Annotated in this window: 14 protein-coding genes; 13 read left to right on the forward strand and 1 reads right to left on the reverse strand. The window is 65.1% G+C overall.

Annotated elements, in window-relative coordinates:
* Nucleotides 1-28 precede the first annotated feature (28 nt).
* Genes murG through U8330_RS06920 form a run of 4 tightly spaced genes read left to right on the forward strand, consistent with a single transcriptional unit; the run spans nt 29 to nt 3,781 of the window.
* Complete coding sequence (gene murG, locus U8330_RS06905) at nt 29-1,153, forward strand: undecaprenyldiphospho-muramoylpentapeptide beta-N-acetylglucosaminyltransferase (protein WP_323104431.1); 1,125 nt, start codon at nt 29-31, stop codon at nt 1,151-1,153.
* Nucleotides 1,150-2,565: a UDP-N-acetylmuramate--L-alanine ligase gene (gene murC / locus U8330_RS06910; protein ID WP_323104432.1), complete on the forward strand. Its 1,416-nt coding sequence runs from the start codon at nt 1,150-1,152 to the stop codon at nt 2,563-2,565. Before murG ends, murC begins: the two co-directional genes overlap by 4 nt.
* A complete protein-coding gene (murB, locus tag U8330_RS06915) occupies nt 2,562-3,536 on the forward strand; it encodes a UDP-N-acetylmuramate dehydrogenase (RefSeq protein WP_323104433.1) in 975 nt (324 codons plus the stop codon). The genes murC and murB overlap by 4 nt, the downstream gene beginning before the upstream one ends.
* Nucleotides 3,536-3,781, forward strand: coding sequence for a hypothetical protein (locus tag U8330_RS06920; RefSeq protein ID WP_323104434.1), 246 nt, complete (start codon nt 3,536-3,538; stop codon nt 3,779-3,781). The genes murB and U8330_RS06920 overlap by 1 nt, the downstream gene beginning before the upstream one ends.
* Before the next feature lie 208 nt (nt 3,782-3,989).
* Here the strand turns inward: U8330_RS06920 and U8330_RS06925 are convergent, their stop codons facing one another.
* Nucleotides 3,990-5,294, reverse strand: a complete 1,305-nt coding sequence (locus tag U8330_RS06925) for an MFS transporter (RefSeq protein WP_323104436.1) — start codon at nt 5,292-5,294, stop codon at nt 3,990-3,992.
* 436 nt (nt 5,295-5,730) lie between these two features.
* On the opposite strand from U8330_RS06925, the gene U8330_RS06930 reads away from it, so the two are divergent.
* The 9 genes from U8330_RS06930 (at nt 5,731) to panC (ending at nt 18,152) form a co-directional block, all read left to right on the forward strand.
* On the forward strand, nt 5,731-6,648 hold the full coding sequence (locus tag U8330_RS06930) for a D-alanine--D-alanine ligase (protein ID WP_323104437.1): 918 nt from the start codon (nt 5,731-5,733) through the stop codon (nt 6,646-6,648).
* Entirely contained in the window at nt 6,636-7,568 is a 933-nt protein-coding gene (locus U8330_RS06935) for a cell division protein FtsQ/DivIB (RefSeq protein WP_323104438.1), read from the forward strand. The genes U8330_RS06930 and U8330_RS06935 overlap by 13 nt, the downstream gene beginning before the upstream one ends.
* On the forward strand, nt 7,565-8,896 hold the full coding sequence (gene ftsA / locus U8330_RS06940) for a cell division protein FtsA (RefSeq protein ID WP_323104439.1): 1,332 nt from the start codon (nt 7,565-7,567) through the stop codon (nt 8,894-8,896). The genes U8330_RS06935 and ftsA overlap by 4 nt, the downstream gene beginning before the upstream one ends.
* 87 nt (nt 8,897-8,983) lie before the next feature.
* Entirely contained in the window at nt 8,984-10,780 is a 1,797-nt protein-coding gene (gene ftsZ / locus U8330_RS06945) for a cell division protein FtsZ (protein ID WP_323104440.1), read from the forward strand.
* Between the two features lie 316 nt (nt 10,781-11,096).
* Nucleotides 11,097-12,050 (forward strand): UDP-3-O-acyl-N-acetylglucosamine deacetylase, encoded by a 954-nt coding sequence (lpxC, locus tag U8330_RS06950; protein WP_323104441.1) that lies wholly within the window; start codon nt 11,097-11,099, stop codon nt 12,048-12,050.
* Between the two features lie 239 nt (nt 12,051-12,289).
* Nucleotides 12,290-13,096, forward strand: a complete 807-nt coding sequence (locus tag U8330_RS06955) for an outer membrane protein assembly factor BamD (protein ID WP_323107214.1) — start codon at nt 12,290-12,292, stop codon at nt 13,094-13,096.
* A 19-nt stretch (nt 13,097-13,115) separates the two neighbouring features.
* Entirely contained in the window at nt 13,116-14,789 is a 1,674-nt protein-coding gene (recN, locus tag U8330_RS06960) for a DNA repair protein RecN (RefSeq protein ID WP_323104442.1), read from the forward strand.
* Between the two features lie 147 nt (nt 14,790-14,936).
* Entirely contained in the window at nt 14,937-17,087 is a 2,151-nt protein-coding gene (gene ligA / locus U8330_RS06965; protein WP_323107215.1) for an NAD-dependent DNA ligase LigA, read from the forward strand.
* 192 nt (nt 17,088-17,279) lie between these two features.
* On the forward strand, nt 17,280-18,152 hold the full coding sequence (gene panC / locus U8330_RS06970) for a pantoate--beta-alanine ligase (protein WP_323104443.1): 873 nt from the start codon (nt 17,280-17,282) through the stop codon (nt 18,150-18,152).
* Nucleotide 18,153: the final 1 nt, after the last annotated feature.

Below are 18,153 nucleotides of genomic sequence, written 5' to 3' on the forward strand. Positions count from 1 at the left end.
CGTCCGCACCCATTGGAGGTATTGCGTCATGACCAAGGGCATCGCCATGCTCGCCGCCGGGGGAACCGGCGGCCATCTTTTTCCGGCCGAGGCGCTCGCCCATGAGCTGAAGGCCATGGGCTTCAGCGTGCATCTGGTGACCGACAGCCGGGCTGAGCGCTATGCCGGCCGGTTTCCGGCCGATGAGATCCACGTGGTCTCCTCGGCCACGATCGGCTCGAAGAACCCGGTCAAGGTCGCCGCGTCGCTGTGGACGCTGTGGAGCGGCATTCGCGAGGCCAAGCGCCTGCTGCAGCGCGTGAAGCCGCAGGTGGTCGTCGGCTTCGGCGGGTACCCCACCGTGCCGCCGCTACTGGCCGCCACCAAGCTGCGTATCCCCTCGATGGTGCATGAGCAGAATGCCGTCATGGGACGGGCGAACCGGATGCTCGCCGGCCGCGTGATGGCGATCGCCGGCGGCTTCCTGCCGGAAACGGGCGGCAGCTACTCCGCAAAGACGGTAACGACCGGCAATCCGGTGCGCCCCGCAGTCCTCGAGGCGGCTCAGACGCCCTATACGCCGAGCCGGGCGGGCGAGACCTTTCGCCTCGTCGTCTTCGGTGGCAGCCAGGGGGCGCAGTTCTTCTCCAAGGCTCTGCCCGCGGCGATCGAGCGGCTGCCGGAGCCGCTGCGCCAGAGGCTTCATCTGACCCAGCAGGCCCGGCCGGAGGATCTCGACGGCGTCCGCAGCGCGGTCGCGAAGCTGAGCCTTTCCGGCGAGATTTCACCCTTTTTCACCGATATGGCCGAGCGGATCGGCGCGGCGCATCTGGTCATCTGCCGCTCCGGTGCGTCCACGGTCTCCGAGGTCGCGGTGATCGGCCGCCCGTCGATCCTCGTTCCCTATCCCTATGCGCTCGATCATGACCAGGCGGCCAATGCCGCGGCGCTTGCCGCCAATGGCGGGGCGCAGGTGATTGCCCAGGCGGAGCTTTCGCCCGACCGGCTCGCCTCGATCCTCAGCCAGGCGATGGAGGATCCGGAGGGACTTGCCGATCGGGCTGCACGGGCGCGCGCAACCGGACGGCCGGACGCAGCGCGCTTGCTTGCCGCCATGGTTGAGGCTATTGCGGGCGGTTCACCGATCAAAGAGTTCAAGGAAAGACGGTCATGAAACTGCCGCAGACGATCGGCCTCGTCCATTTCATCGGCATTGGCGGCATCGGCATGAGCGGCATCGCCGAGGTGCTGCACAATCTCGGCCATCGCGTTCAGGGCTCCGACCAGTCCGAAAGCGCCAATGTCCAGCGCCTGCGCGAAAAGGGCATCGAGGTTTTCGTTGGCCACAAGGCCGAGAATCTTGGCGATGCCGAGGTCGTGGTCGTTTCCACCGCGATCAAGAAGACCAATCCCGAGCTGATCGCCGCGCGCGAGAAGCTTTTGCCCGTGGTGCGCCGCGCCGAGATGCTGGCCGAACTGATGCGCTTCCGCTCGTCGATCGCGATCGGCGGCACCCATGGCAAGACGACGACCACCTCGATGGTCGCCGCCCTCCTGGAAGCCGGCGGTCTCGACCCGACCGTCATCAATGGCGGTATCATCAATGCCTACGGCACCAATGCCCGCATGGGGGCCGGCGAGTGGATGGTGGTCGAAGCCGACGAATCGGACGGCACCTTCCTGAAGCTGCCCGCCGATGTGGCTGTCGTCACCAATATCGATCCCGAGCATCTCGACCATTACGGCAATTTCGATGCCGTGCGCGCTGCCTTCCGGCAGTTCGTCGAAAACGTGCCCTTCTATGGTTTCGGCGTCATGTGCCTCGATCATCCCGAAGTGCAGACCATGGTTTCGCGCATCGAGGACCGCAAGGTCGTCACCTATGGCGAGAACCCGCAGGCCGATGTGCGCTTCCTCAATATCCGCATGGACGGCGCGACCTCGATCTTCGACGTCGTCATTCGCCGGCGCCGTACGGGGCAGCTGATCGAGCTCAAGGATCTGCGCCTGCCGATGCCCGGCCGGCACAACATTTCCAACGCGACCGCCGCGGTGGCCGTGGCGCAGCGTCTCGGCGTCAGCCCGGACAACATCGCGAAAGGCCTGGCGTCCTTCGGCGGCGTCAAGCGCCGCTTCACCTTCACCGGCGAGTGGAACAATGTCCGCGTCTATGACGACTACGGCCATCATCCCGTCGAGATCAAGGCCGTGCTGAAGGCGGCGCGCGAGGCCTGCCAGGGCCGCATCATCGCCGTCCACCAGCCGCATCGCTACAGCCGCCTGCAAAGCCTGTTCCAGGATTTCTCGGCCTGCTTCAACGATGCCGACACGATTCTGCTCTCGCCGGTCTATTCGGCCGGCGAAGAGCCGATCGAGGGCGTCAATTCGCAGGAGCTCGTGGCGCGCATCAAGGCCGGTGGCCACCGTGATGCCCGCTATGTCGAAGGTCCGGACGCGCTGGCGCCGATCGTCTCCACCATTGCACAACCTGGTGACTTCGTGGTTCTTTTGGGGGCGGGCAGCATTACATATTGGGCTGCCGCCTTGCCGGGAGAACTAGCGCGCGTGTCGGGACAGAGTGCATGAAACAGGTCAATGGAGTGAAGCTTCTTTCCTCGCTCGGCGACGGCGTGAAGGCCGTGCGCGGTCGGCTGACGCCGGATGCGCCCATGGACCGCGTGACCTGGTTCCGGGCCGGCGGCTTGGCCGAGCTGATGTTCCAGCCGCATGACCGCGAGGATCTGATTACCTTCCTGAAGCTGCTGCCGGACGACGTCCCGGTGATGGTGGCCGGCGTCGGTTCGAACCTGCTGGTGCGCGATGGCGGCATTCCGGGCGTCGTCATCCGCCTGTCTGCCAAGGGCTTCGGCGATCTGGAGCTCGTCGGAGAAAACCGCGTGCAGGCCGGCGCCATCTGCCCTGACAAGAATCTTGCTGCCATGACGCTCGATCACGGGATCGGCGGCTTCTTCTTCTATTACGGCATCCCCGGCACGGTCGGCGGAGCGCTGCGCATGAATGCCGGCGCCAATGGGGGAGAGACCCGCGAGCGCGTCGTCGAGGTGCATGCGGTCGATCGCAAGGGCGAGATCCATGTGCTGAGCAACGCCGATATGGGCTACAGCTACCGCTCCTCCACCGCGCCGAAGGATCTGATCTTCACCCACGCGATCTTCGAGGGCTATGCGGAAGACAAGGCAAAGATCCGCGCGGACATGGATGCGGTTCGCCAGCATCGCGAAACCGTGCAGCCGATCCGCGAGAAGACCGGGGGTTCGACCTTCAAAAATCCCGAGGGCCACTCCGCCTGGAAGCTGATCGACGAGGCCGGCTGCCGCGGCATGATGATCGGCGGCGCGCAGATGTCGCCCATGCATTGCAACTTCATGATCAACACCGGCCAGGCCAGCGGCTACGAACTCGAATATCTGGGCGAGACCGTGCGCCAGCGGGTCATGGAGACCTCCGGCATCAAGCTCGACTGGGAAATAAAGCGTATCGGCACCTTCATGCCGGGCTATGAGGTCCGCGAATTCCTGGGCCGGGCGACGGCCTAATGGAGCGCGCGCCGGCCGACACGCTGGTGCATAATGAGCGGGTGAAGCTCGCGGCGAACTCGATTGACCGCCTGGCGACAGCGTCGATCGCTGCCGGCTTCATCACGCCGGTGGTGCCTCTTGCAAACGGCCAGCTCGTCTTCACGTTCTCGACCCCGCTCGCCATCTCGACGGCAACTTGGCTTTTCGCGGCGCTGGCACTACATTTGGCAGCAAGGCACCTGCTCGGAAAGCTCAGGCAATGACCTTCGGCACGATCTTTTATCTCTATCTCCTTCCGCTCCTGCTCGTTGCCTTTGTTTGGGGCGCGATCTGGCTCGGCGAGTGGCGGACGGCGCGAAAGCACAGGCTTCATCCGGGCGAGTAGGTGCCCGACCGATTGCCTCGAAACAGAAAAGCCCTGCCGAGCGAACCGCTTGGCAGGGCTTTTTGGTCTTCTGAGTCAGATTGAACTTACACTTCGTCGCGGCCCGACAGCAGGATGCAGGCGAGTGTGATGACGGCGGCGGCGGCGAGGTAGTAGCCGACATAGGTCATGCCGTAGGTCGCCTGCAGATAGGTGGCGATATAGGGCGCCAGCGAGGCGCCGAAGATGCCGGCGAAGTTGAAGGTGATCGACGAGCCCGTATAGCGGACATTGGTCGGGAAGGGGGCCGCGAGCGCCGTGCCGATCAGACCATAGGTGACGCCCATCAGCGCCATGGCGATGACGACGAAGACGATCACATTCGTCTCGCCGCTCGTCAGCAGCGGACCAAGGAAGAAGGAGAACAGGCCGATCAGCACGGTAACGCCGATCAGGATCTCGCGCCGCCCGAAACGCTCGGCCAGCTTGCCGGCCACGGGAATGAAGAGGCCGAACAGAACCGAGCCGAGGATCTGGATCTCCAGCGCGTCGAGGAAGGGCAACTTCAGGACCTTGACGTTGTAGGACAGCAGATAGGCCGAGCCGATATAGAACAGCACGAAGGTCGCGAGTGCCACGAAGGTGCCGAGCACCAGCGAGCGCTTGTGATGGCGGAACAGCTCCGCGACCGGCACCGCGACGCGTTCATGCTTGTCGATCGCCTTCTGGAAGGCCGGCGTCTCGGTGATCGACAGACGTACCCAGAGGCCGACGGCAATCAGCAGGATCGAGGCGACGAAGGGAATGCGCCAGCCCCAGCTCAAGAGCGCATCCTGCGAGATGACATGCAGGAGCAGCCAGAAGATGCCGGAGGAGAGGAACAGGCCGACCGGTGCGCCGAGCTGCGGGAACATGCCGTACCAGCTGCGCTTGCCTTCCGGCGCGTTTTCCGTCGCCAGCAGCACGGCGCCGCCCCATTCGCCGCCGAGGCCGAAGCCCTGGCCGAATCGGCAGAGCGCGAGGAGAAGCGGGGCGATGACGCCGATCTGCTCATAGGTCGGCAGCAGGCCGATGATGACGGTCGAGATACCCATGGTGAGCAGGGCGGCGACCAGCGTCGTCTTGCGGCCGATCCGGTCCCCGTAATGCCCGAAGACCACCGCGCCGAGCGGGCGGGCGAAGAAGGCGATGGAGAAGGTCGCGAAGGAGGCGAGAAGCGCGGTCGTCGGGTCGCTGTTCGGGAAGAACAGGGTCGGGAAGACCAGCACGGCGGCGGTCGCATAGACATAGAAGTCGAAGAATTCGATCGTGGTGCCGACGAGGCTCGCCAGAAGCACGCGGGCCGGGGAGTTCGTCGCGCGTGCGTCCAAAACGTCTGCGGTCGGCGATCCGGTGGGTATCGCTTTGCTCATGGTTCTGTCCGTCAAATTAAGGAAGGCGGCTTGCCATCAAGCGCGCTCTTCCAGCGGCTCTTACGGCAAGTTCCTTTCGGAATAAACCCGCAAAACGCAAGATTATAATGGGTTAGCAGCTCCTGTTGAAGGCAGCTGTGATGCGAATGCATGGCTGCTGGAAGGGTGACGGCGCCATCTGCCTCTTTCCTCATCAGCGGCGCGTCACATCGGGCCAGATCGGCCGGCAGGGTAGCTGTTGCACAAATGACCCATGCAGCGGCGCGGCGTCTGCGAGCGCCCTCTCCCCGGGCTGGATCCCGTGCCAGGTTAACGAAAGTAAACGGTTCATTAACCTTAATGGCTCTTAAGTGCTTTCCAGTCGACGGCGCGACTCGCGGAAGGCAGGCGGGGCGGCAGTCGGCACAGGGTTCGAAGGCAGAGTGTCGAGGGTATCATGAGCGGCAAACACGTGGCGGTGCTGATGGGCGGCTTTTCGTCCGAGCGTCCGGTGAGCCTATCTTCGGGTGCCGCCTGCGCGGCGGCGCTGGAGGAGGAGGGCTACCGCGTCACCCGCGTCGATGTCGACCGCACGGTCGCCAGCGTGCTTGCCGATCTCCGACCGGATGTCGCCTTCAACGCCCTGCATGGGCCCTATGGCGAAGACGGTTCGATCCAGGGCATCCTCGACTACCTTGAAATCCCCTATACGCATTCCGGCGTTCTGGCCTCTGCGCTTGCCATGGACAAGGCGCTCGCCAAGCATGTGGCCAAGGCCGCAGGCATTCCCGTCGCCGAAACGCTGATCATGGACCGTCACGCGATCACCGGTGCGCATCCGATGCCGGCCCCCTATGTGGTCAAGCCCGTGCGCGAAGGGTCGAGCTTCGGCATCGTCATCGTCAAGGAAGACCAGTCCCATCCGCCGCAGATCCTGTCGTCCAGCGAATGGCGCTACGGCGACCGGGTGATGGTCGAGCGCTATATTCCCGGCCGCGAGCTGACCTGCGGCGTCATGGGCGAGGAGGCGCTGGGTGTGACCGAGATCATTCCGCTCGGCCATGCCTTCTACGACTATGATGCGAAATATGTGAAAGGCGGCTCGCAGCACGTCATTCCGGCACAGATTTTACCGGATGTTTACCAAACTATCCAAAGATTGGCCGTTACGGCGCATCAGGCGTTGGGATGCCGCGGCGTCAGCCGCTCCGACTTCCGCTTCGACGAGCGATCCGGGGAACTGATCTGGCTCGAGATCAACACGCAGCCCGGCATGACCCCCACCTCCCTGCTGCCCGAAATGGCCGCGCATGCCGGCTATCGCTTTGGTGAATTCTTGAGCTGGATGGTGGAGGACGCCTCGTGTTTGCGTTGAGAGGTCGCAAGGCCAGGGTGCCGACACCGCTGGAGCTCGCCGAGCGCGATGCGCAGTTCATTCTGCCGCGTCCGTTCCGCCGGCTCACCCGTTTTCTCGTGAACCTCGGAACGGGGCGGATTCATTTCGCCCCCTATACCGGCACCGTTTCCGTCATCGCGCTCTACGCCGCCACCGGTTTCTACGGCATGTCGCTCGGCGGCCATGGACCGGAGGTGGCCAAGGCGGCGACGTCGGCGGCCGGCTTTGCCATCGAGGACGTGAAGATCTCGGGCAACGACCAGACCTCGGAAATCGACATCCTGCAGCAGCTCGGCCTCGATGGCGCAACCTCGCTCGTCTCGCTCGACATCGAGGTCGCCCGCAAGCTGATCGCCGAAATGCCCTGGGTGCAGGATGTGCGCATCCGCAAGGTCTATCCGAACACGGTGGAGATCACGCTCAAGGAGCGCAAGGCCTTCGGCATCTGGCAGCATGGCTCCGATCTGTCGCTCATCGAAAAGAGCGGCAGCGTCATCGCGCCGCTGCGCGACAACAAATACGCCGCTCTGCCGCTCTTCGTCGGTCGGGACGCCGAAACAGCTGCTGCCGACTTTTATGCGCGCTTCGCCGACTGGCCGGAGATCCAGAAGCGCGTGAAGGCCTATGTCCGCGTCGCCGGCCGCCGCTGGGACCTGGTCCTCGACAATGGCGTCATCGTCAAGCTGCCGGAGCATGATCTCGATCGCGCCATGCAGGTGCTCTCCACGATGGAGGAGGGCCAGCAGCTGCTCGAACGCGATATCGCCGCCGTCGATCTTCGGCTCGAAGATCGCACCAGCATTCAACTGACCGCCGGCGCTGCGGAGCGCCGTCAGGTCGCCCTGGAAGCCCGTACAAAGCAGCTCAAGAAGATCGAGCAGCAAGAGGACAGTCTATGAGCCTTTTCGGTTCATCCCATTTCGGCATGCCCCGCCTCAAGCCGCTCTCGGCCAAGCGCTCGCACGTCGTCTCGGTGCTCGACATCGGATCCACCAAGGTGGTCTGCATGATCGGCCGGCTGACGCCGTGCGCGGAGAGCCAGATCCTGCCCGGCCGCACCCATGCGATCGAGATCATCGGCCTCGGCCATCACAAGTCGCGCGGCATGAAGAACGGCGTCATCGCCGATCTGGATGCGGCCGAAAGCGTCGTGCGCCTGGCGGTCGACGCGGCCGAGCGCATGGCGGGCCTGACGATCGACAGCCTGATCGTCAACATCTCCGCCGGCCGGCTGCAGAGCGACATCTACACCGCGACCATCGATCTCGGCGGCCAGGAAGTCGACGGCAACGACCTGAAGCGCGTGCTCGCCGCCGCCGGCCAGCGCTCGCAGCGCCAGGATCGTCTGATCCTCCATTCCCTGCCGACCGGCTTCTCGCTCGATGGCGAGCGCGGCATTCGCGATCCCTTGTCCATGTATGGCGATGTGCTCGGCGTCGACATGCATGTGCTGACGGCCGAACGCGCGGCGCTGAAGAACATCGAACTCTGCATCAACCGCGCCCATCTCTCGGTCGAAGGCATCGTGGCCACTCCCTATGCCAGCGGCTTGGCTGCCCTGGTCGATGATGAGGTCGAACTCGGCTGCGCCGCCATCGACATGGGCGGCGGCACGACGACGATCTCGGTCTTCGCCGAGGGCAAGCTCATCCACGCCGATGCCGTCGGTCTTGGCGGCCATCACGTGACGACCGATCTCGCCCGCGGGCTTTCCACCCGGATCGAGGACGCCGAGCGGCTGAAGGTCGTGCATGGCTCTGCCATGCCGAACGATGCCGACGAGCGGGAAATGGTCACCGTTCCGCCGATCGGCGAGGATGAGCGCGACCAGCCGACTCACGTGCCGCGCGCCCTGGTGTCGCGAATCGTGCGGGCGCGAATCGAGGAAACGCTCGAGCTCATCCGCGATCGCATCCAGAAATCGGGCTTTTCGCCCATCGTCGGCAAGCGCGTCGTCCTGACCGGCGGGGCAAGCCAGCTGACCGGCCTGCCCGAGGCGGCCCGGCGGATCCTCGCCCGCAACGTGCGAATCGGCCGTCCCCTGGGCGTCTCGGGCCTGCCCGCCGCCGCCAAGGGCCCGGCTTTTTCGACCGCCGTCGGCCTGATGATCTATCCGCAGGTCGCCGCGCTCGAAACCCATGCTGCGCAAGGCGGCATGCTCACCTCGCTCAACGGCGGAAACGGCCGCATTGCCCGGGTCGGGCAGTGGCTGAAGGAAAGCTTCTAGCCTCGCGTAAGCTAGGACATGCATACGGGTTATTTGTGATTTGGCCGGCTCGGCAAGGCGGCCAGAAACCAGGAAGGAACGGGTAACATGACCATCTCTCTGCAGAAGCCGGATATCACCGAGCTCAAACCCCGCATCACTGTGTTCGGCGTGGGCGGCGGCGGCGGCAACGCCGTCAACAACATGATCACGGCCGGCCTCCAGGGCGTCGACTTCGTCGTTGCCAATACGGATGCCCAGGCGCTGACCATGGCGAAGTCCGAACGAATCATCCAGATGGGCGTCGCCGTCACCGAAGGTCTCGGTGCCGGGTCGCAGCCGGAAGTGGGTCGCGCGGCTGCCGAAGAATGCATCGACGAGATCATCGACCACCTGAACGGCACGCATATGTGCTTCGTCACCGCCGGCATGGGCGGCGGCACGGGCACGGGTGCGGCTCCGGTCGTGGCCCAGGCAGCCCGCAACAAGGGCATCCTCACGGTCGGCGTCGTCACCAAGCCGTTCCACTTCGAAGGCCAGCGCCGCATGCGGCTTGCCGATCAGGGCATTGCCGAGCTGCAGAAGTCGGTCGACACCCTCATCGTCATCCCGAACCAGAACCTGTTCCGGATCGCCAACGACAAGACGACCTTCGCGGACGCCTTCGCCATGGCCGACCAGGTTCTCTATTCGGGCGTCGCCTGCATCACCGACCTGATGGTCAAGGAAGGCCTGATCAACCTTGACTTCGCCGACGTCCGCTCGGTGATGCGCGAAATGGGCCGCGCCATGATGGGCACCGGCGAGGCATCCGGCGAAGGCCGTGCTATGGCCGCTGCCGAAGCCGCAATCGCCAACCCGCTGCTCGACGAAACCTCGATGAAGGGTGCTCAAGGCCTGCTGATCTCCATCACCGGTGGTCGCGACCTCACCCTGTTCGAAGTCGACGAAGCCGCGACCCGCATCCGCGAGGAAGTGGATCCGGACGCCAACATCATCCTCGGTGCAACGTTCGATGAAGACCTCGAAGGTCTCATCCGCGTGTCCGTCGTCGCAACCGGTATCGATCGTACGGCCGCGGAGGTGGCCGATCGCAATGCCAGTTTTCGCCAGGTAGCCAAGCCCACCGTCCGTCCGTCGGCCGCCATCCCGGCCTCTGCTCCGGCCGCCCAGGCAGCACCGGTCCAGGCTCCGCAGCAGCCGGCCGCGCCGCAGGTTGATGCGATCGCCGAAGCGATCCGCCAGGCCGAGATCGAACGCGAACTGCTGATCAACGCCCGCGCCGCCGAAAAGGCGCAGGAAGAAGCCTTCCGTCCGCAGAGCCGCCTCTTCGCCGGCGCTGCGCCGACCGAAGCGCCGGCCGCTCCGCGCGCCGCTGCACCGGCCCAGCCGGTTCAGCATGCGCCGATGGCGCAGGCCCCGATGCACCACGCTCCGGCACCGGCCCAGCCGATGGCGGAAGCGCCCGTCTACCAGCAGCCGATGCAGGCCCAGCCGATGGCGCAGACGCGCCAGGAGCCGGTCGCCCCGGCCATGCGCCCCGGCATGGACGTCTCTGCCCGCATGCCCAAGGTGGAAGACTTTCCGCCGATGGTGAAGGCCGAGGTCGAACATCGCGTCGCACCGGCTGCCCATCACGAAGAGCGCGGCCCGATGGGCCTGCTCAAGCGAATCACCAATTCGCTCGGCCGCCGCGAGGAGGAAGACCACTCCGTCGCGTCGGATATGACTTCGGGAGCGCCGGCCGCTGCCTCTCAGCAGCGCCGTCCGCTGTCCCCCGAAGCGAGCGTCTACGCGCCGCGTCGCGGTGCGCTCGACGACCGCGGCCGCACCGTTCCGCAGCCGCGTGCGCATGACGACGATCAGCTCGAAATCCCGGCGTTCCTGCGCCGTCAGTCGAACTGATCGGACCCGTCTTCCACCTTGCCGGAATGCCTGGGCGAAAGCCCGGGCATTTTCCCGTTTCCATTGTCAAATCAATAGGTAGCGGGGGAGGGGGAAGCGTTACAAAGCGAAAGAAACAGTGATTTGAGATAGAGGTTTCGCCGCTCTATCTTCAGGCTACCAACTGTGAGGCACCGCTTGCGACCTCCCATCATGGACGCGGAAAGACACCGGCGGCGGAGACGCTCCGAGGATCGCTTTCGCTCCTGAGCAGGCGCAGACCTCCGGTCAACGGAACCTCGGCGGCACGGCCGCCAGCGTGATTAAGGCGAAGAGCATGGCACTCGGTATCGGACTTCTCGGTTTTCAGACGACGATCGCACGCTCGATCAGCCTGAGCGGAACCGGCGTGCATTCCGGCGCTGCGGTCTCGATCACCTTCCACCCGGCTGAGGCCGACAGCGGCATCGTGTTCCAGCGGGTCGAGGGCGGGCGGGTTCTCTCCTCCTACAAGGCCATTTCGTCCCAGGTCGGGAACACCGATCTGTGCACCATTCTCGGCACCGCGCCGGCCACCTCGATCGCCACGATCGAGCATGTCATGGCAGCCATCTATGCCGTCGGCCTCGACAACCTGCTCGTCGAAGTCCATGGCGGCGAAATGCCGATCATGGACGGCAGTTCGGCGCCCTTCGTCGAGGCGATCGAAGAAGCGGGCATCAAGGCCCTGGCCGTGAAGCGCCGCATGATTCGTATCCTCAAGACGGTCCGCATCGAGCATGGCGCATCCTGGTCGGAATTCGTGCCTTATGACGGCGGGATGCGGTTCGAGGTCGAGATCGAGTTCGACACGCCGCTGATCGGCCGCCAGGCCTGGCAGGGCGACATGTCGGCGTCGGTCTTCAAGTCCGAGCTGTCGCGCGCCCGCACCTTCGGTTTCATGCGCGATGTCGAGCGCATGTGGGCGGCCGGCCGCGGTCTCGGCTCGTCGCTGGAAAACTCGGTCGTCATCTCCGACGACGACACGGTCATCAATGTCGAAGGCCTGCGCTATGCCAAGGACGAGTTCGTGCGTCACAAGACGCTCGACGCCGTTGGCGACCTGTCGCTGGCGGGCGCACCCTTCATCGGCTGCTACCGGTCCTTCCGCGGCGGCCACAAGATGAATGCCAATGCGCTGAAGGCGCTCTTTGCCGATCCTACCGCCTACGAGATCGTCGAAGCCACGGCGCCGCGCCAGCGGGTCGCGCTGGCCGCTGCCGGTGCGGAACTGGCGCCGCGGCTCGCCTGATCGCCGCCGCATTGCATGGGAGCCGGTCTTCGGGCCGGCTTTTTCATGGTCGATCTGCCACAAATTTGCGTTAATCGATCATCAAGACGTTGCGATATCCAGGGATGTTGAACTAAAACGCAGATCGTGGGCGGAGCGCCCGGACGGCGGGGCGGCCGTTCTTCGAGTGGGAAGTGAACATGGTGCTTGCAGACGGCTTCAAGTGGAAGGCCAAGGGCCGGACGGCGCTCCTGGCCTTGATGGTCTGCGGTGCCGGCCTGGGCCTGACCGCCTGCCAGAACGATCCCGATATCGACATCACCAAGCTGACGGCCGAAACGGATCCGCCGGACGTGCTCTACAATCAGGGTCTCGCCAACCTGAACGCCGGCAAGACGACCGAGGCCGCGCGCAAGTTCGACGCGATCGACAAGCAGCATCCCTTCTCCGAATATGCGCGCAAGGCGCTGGTGATGAAGGCCTTCGTCAGCTATCGGCAGGGCCAGAACCAGGACGCGATCAACGCAGCCCAGCGCTATCTCAACCTCTATCCGGAATCGGCCGATGCGGCCTATGCGCAGTACATCGTCGGGCTTGCCTATTCCAAGCAGATCCCGACGGTCACGCAGGACCAGAAGCCGGCAATGAACACGATTGCGGCCATGCAGGTCGTGGTCGATAAATATCCGGACTCCGAATATGTCGAGGATGCCCAGGCGAAGATCCGCTTTGCCAAGGACAACCTCGCCGGCAAGGAAATGCAGGTCGGCCGGTATTATCTGGAGCGGCGCGAATATCTGGCCGCGCTTACCCGCTTCCGCACGGTGGTCGAGCAATATTCCAACACCAATCAGGTCGAGGAAGCACTGGCGCGCTTGACGGAAACCTACTTCGCCATGGGTCTGACGAGCGAGGCGCAGACCGCTGCCGCCGTTCTCGGCCACAATTACCCCGACAGCCAGTGGTATGCCGATTCCTACAAGCTCCTGCAGACGAACGGTCTGGAGCCGCGTGAGAATGGCAATTCCTGGATTTCCCGCGCCGGCAAGAAGATTCTCGGCGTCTGATCTCAAAAGCTGAAAACCCATGCTCGCCCAGCTCTCGATCCGCGATATCGTCCTGATCGAACGGCTTGACCTTTCCTTCGATGCCGGGCTCTCGGTGCTGACCGGGGAAACCGGCGCGGGCAAGTCGATCCTTCTCGACAGTCTCTCGCTCGCCCTCGGGGGTCGGGGCGATGGCTCGCTCGTGCGCCATGGCGGCGACAAGGGCCAGGTGACGGCCGTTTTCGACGTGGCGCCGGACCATCCGGCCCGCCAGCTGGTACGCGACAACGGCATCGACGACGAAGGCGATCTGATTTTCCGCCGCGTGCAATCCGCCGATGGCCGCACCAAGGCCTATGTGAACGACCAGGCGGTCTCGGTGCAGCTGATGCGGCAGGCCGGGCAGATGCTCGTGGAAATCCACGGCCAGCATGACGACCGCGCCTTGGTGGACGTCAACGCCCATCGCCTGCTGCTCGACGCCTTCGGCGGCCTGAGCGCCGAGGCGGTGACGGTGGCCGAACTTTACAAGACCTGGCGGGATGCCGAACGCGCCCTGAAGCGCCACCGCGAAAAGGTGGAGGCGGCCGCCCGCGAGGCCGACTATCTGCGCGCATCGGTGGAGGAACTGGAGGCGCTTGCGCCGGAAGACGGCGAGGAGGACAGCCTTGCCGAGCGCCGCGCGACGATGATGAAGGCCGAGCGCATCGCTTCCGACATCAACGAAGCCTCGGAATTTCTGAACGGCAACACCTCGCCGGTGCCGCTGATCGCCTCGCTGATGCGCCGGCTGGAACGCAAGAGCCATGAGGCGCCGGGCCTGCTGGAGGAAACCGTCGCGCTGCTCGATGCCGCGCTGAACCAGCTTTCGGATGCGCAGATGGCGGTGGAAACCGCGCTGCGCAAGACCGAATATGATCCGAAGGAACTGGAGCGCGTCGAAGAGCGGCTGTTCGCGCTGAGAGCCGCCGCGCGCAAATATTCCGTTCCCGTTACCGAACTGCCGGCGCTCGCCGTGCGGATGATCACGGCGCTGGCCGATGTCGATGCCGGCGAGGAGCTGTTGAAGCAGCTCGACGGACGTGTGGCCATCGCTAAGGCCGATTTCGATGCCGCCGCCAGTGCGCTTTCGTCCAAGCGGCACAACACCGCCTCTGCGCTCTCCGCGGCCGTCATGGCCGAACTGCCGGCCCTGAAGCTGGAGCGTGCCCGCTTCACGGCGACTGTCGAGAGCGATCCGGCACAGCCGACAGCCGATGGCATCGATGTCGTCGAATTCCATGTGCAGACCAATCCGGGCACCCGGCCGGGGCCGATCATGAAGGTGGCCTCGGGCGGCGAACTCTCGCGCTTCCTGCTGGCGCTCAAGGTGGCGCTGGCCGACCGCGGCTCGGCGCCGACGCTCGTCTTCGATGAGATCGATACCGGGGTCGGCGGGGCCGTGGCGGATGCGATCGGCCAACGGCTGAAGCGGCTTTCGGCCACAGTTCAGGTGCTCTCGGTCACCCACGCCCCGCAGGTCGCGGCGCGGGCTGCCACGCATCTTCTCATCTCCAAGGGACCTTCGGAGAAGCAGGCGGAAACGATTGCCACCCGGGTCGCGCGCATGGACGACAAGGGCCGTACCGAAGAGATCGCCCGCATGCTCGCCGGCGCCTCGATTACCGAGGAAGCCCGGGCCGCAGCGGCGCGGCTGTTGTCGGGAAATCACTAGGCCGCTCGTATCTGGCTTCTGCGAGCCTTATGAAGGGCTTGAGCAGGTTTTCCGCTCTTCTGATTCCGGTTGAACGTCGCCGTCACATCTTCTCAAGCGGCCGAATTGCGCTACAACGCCTGCGATAGGGACAGTTGAGTGAGTGCCATGACCGACCGCAAGCCCGTGGAAGCGCTGACCGAGGCCGATGCCGTGGAGGAACTTGCCTTTCTGGCGGCCGAGCTCGCCCGGCATGATGCGCTCTATCACGGCAAGGATGCGCCGGAAATTTCGGACGCCGAGTACGATGCGCTGAAGCGCCGCAACGAGGCTCTCGAGGCGCGGTTTCCCGGGTTGAAGCGGCCGGACAGCCCCTCCGGCAAGGTGGGTGCTGCGCCCTCCGGCCTGTTCCAGACCGTCACCCATGCCCGGCCGATGCTCTCGCTCGACAATGTCTTCAGCGACGAGGACGTGCAGGACTTCATCGGCAGCGTCTACCGGTTCCTCGGCCGCCTGCCGGATGATTCGATCGCCTTCACGGCCGAGCCGAAGATCGACGGCCTCTCCATGTCGCTGCGCTACGAGAACCGCCGTCTGGTGACGGCAGCGACGCGGGGCGACGGCACGACGGGTGAGAACGTCACCGCAAATATCCGCACCATCGCGGAAATCCCGCAGAGCCTGCCCGCCGATGCCCCCGAAATCGTCGAGGTGCGGGGCGAGGTCTATATGGCGAAAAGCGACTTCCTGGCGCTGAACGCGCAGATGGAGGCGGAGGGACGCCAGACCTATGTGAACCCGCGCAACACGGCGGCCGGTTCGCTGCGCCAATTGGACCCGACGGTCACCGCCACGCGCAAGCTGCGCTTCTTCGCCTATGCCTGGGGCGAGCTGTCGGAGATGCCGGCCGAGACGCAGTACGAGATGATCGCCGTTCTCGGCCGCTGGGGCTTCCCGATCAACCCGCTCACCGAGCGGCTGTCGTCCGTGTCCACCATCCTCGACCACTACCGCCAGATCGGGCTCGAACGGCCGAACCTTGATTATGATATCGATGGCGTCGTCTACAAGGTCGACGACCTGGCGCTGCAGCGCCGGCTCGGCTTCCGCTCGCGCTCGCCGCGCTGGGCGACGGCGCACAAGTTCCCCGCCGAACAGGCCTTCACCACGCTCACTGCCATCGATATCCAGGTCGGCCGCACCGGCGCGCTGACGCCGGTTGCCCGGCTGGTGCCGATCACGGTCGGGGGCGTTGTCGTGACCAATGCCACCCTGCACAACGAGGATTACATCAAGGGCCTCGGCAATGCCGGCCAGCCGATCCGCGAGGGGCGGGACATTCGCATCGGCGACACGGTCATCGTCCAGCGCGCGGGCGACGTAATCCCGCAGATCGTCGATATCGTGCCGGAGAAACGCTCGGCCGACAGCGCGCCCTATGTGTTCCCGACGACCTGCCCGGTCTGCGGCAGCCATGCGGTACGCGAGGTCAATGAAAAGACCGGCAAGGTGGACAGCGTGCGCCGCTGCACCGGCGGCTTTGTGTGCCGCGCCCAGGCGGTCGAGCATCTCAAGCACTTCGTCTCGCGCAACGCCTTCGATATCGAGGGGCTCGGCTCGAAGCAGATCGACTATTTCTTCGAGGCCGAGGATCCCGCCTTCTCGATCCGCACCGCGCCGGACATCTTCACGCTCGAGCAGCGCCAGCAGGGATCGCTCGCAAAGCTGGAAAATGTCGAGGGCTTCGGCCGTGTCAGCGTCCGCAAGCTGTTTTCGGCGATCAACGAGCGGCGGCAGGTGGCGCTGTCGCGCTTCATCTATGCGCTCGGCATCCGCCATGTCGGCGAGACCACCGCCAAGCTGCTTGCCCGCTCCTACGGCACCTATGCCGACTTCAGCGCCGCCATGCAGGCGGCGGCGCGCGGCGAGGGCGATGCCTGGGAGGATCTGAACCGGATCGAGGGGATCGGCGAGGTGGTCGCCCGCGCCATCGTCGAATTCTACAAGGAGCCACGCAATCTCGATGTCCTGGCACGGCTTCTGGACTGGGTCACGCCGCTCGATGAGCAGGCGCCAGTGGCGAGCGGCAGCCCGATCGCCGGCAAGACCGTGGTCTTCACCGGCTCGCTCGAAAAGTTCACCCGCGACGAGGCCAAGGCCCGGGCCGAGAGCCTCGGCGCCAAGGTGGCCGGCTCCGTATCCAGGAAGACCGACTATGTGGTGGCCGGCCCCGGCGCCGGCTCGAAGCTGGACAAGGCCCGCGAGCTCGGCGTCGCGGTCATGGACGAGGACGAATGGCTGGCCTTCCTCGGCGGTTGACCGGCCGGGCAAGGGGGCCATTCTCGAATTGTCTTTCCGCAGCGCACAGGCTAGAGGAGCACGTGCAAAAGAACGTCCTGGGAAAGGGTGTTTCCGCGCATGTGGTTATCCCGCGCTTCTGTGGGCGGGCGCTCCCGCTCTGCCTGTCATCGGCGCGGCGGCGGGGCCGGGTTTGAACGGCGGGAGGGCCGGATGAAGACGGTAAGCGGGATCGAAGCGCTGCGCGCGCTTCTCCTCGATCATCGCAGGCAGGGCCTCTCGGTCGGCCTCGTGCCGACCATGGGCTTCCTGCACAAGGGGCATATGGAGCTCGTGCGCCGGGCCCGGGCCGAGAACGACGTGGTTGTCGTCAGCCTTTTCGTCAATCCGCTGCAGTTTGGCGCCAATGAGGACCTTGCGCGTTATCCGCGAGACCTGCCGCGCGATCAGGCCATGCTCGAAGCCGGCCAGGTCGATTATCTCTTCGCACCCGGCGTTCAGGACATGTATCCGCGGCCGATGGAGGCCGTGGTTGATCTCCCCGGCCTCGGCTCCGAACTGGAAGGTGCCGTCCGGCCCGGCCATTTTGCCGGCGTCGCCACGGTGGTGACCAAGCTCTTCAACATCGTGCAGCCGGACCGCGCCTATTTCGGCGAGAAGGATTACCAGCAGCTGCAGATCATCCGCCGCATGGTGGAGGATCTCGCCCAGCCCGTCGCCGTGATCGGCGTCGAGACCGTGCGCGAGGCGGACGGGCTCGCCTGCTCCTCGCGCAATGTCTATCTGACAGACGAGGAACGCACCGCCGCCGCGATCGTGCCGCGCGCGCTCGAGGAGGCCGGACGGCTGATCCGCCAGGGGATAAGCGACCCGCACGCGCTCGAAGCTGCGGTGACGGCCTTTCTGTCGCGCGAGCCGCTGGCGGTGCCCGAGGTGGTGGCTCTGCGCGACCCGGAGACGCTGCAGGTGCTGGACCGGCTTGATGGCCGGCCCGTCTTGCTGCTGCTGTTCGTGCGTTTCGGTCGGACGCGGCTTCTCGACAATCGCGTCTATGGGACGCGTCTCGATCTGAAAAAGGTGGCCTGAG

Source organism: Rhizobium sp. CC-YZS058 (assembly GCF_034720595.1).
GTDB lineage: Bacteria > Pseudomonadota > Alphaproteobacteria > Rhizobiales > Rhizobiaceae > Ferranicluibacter.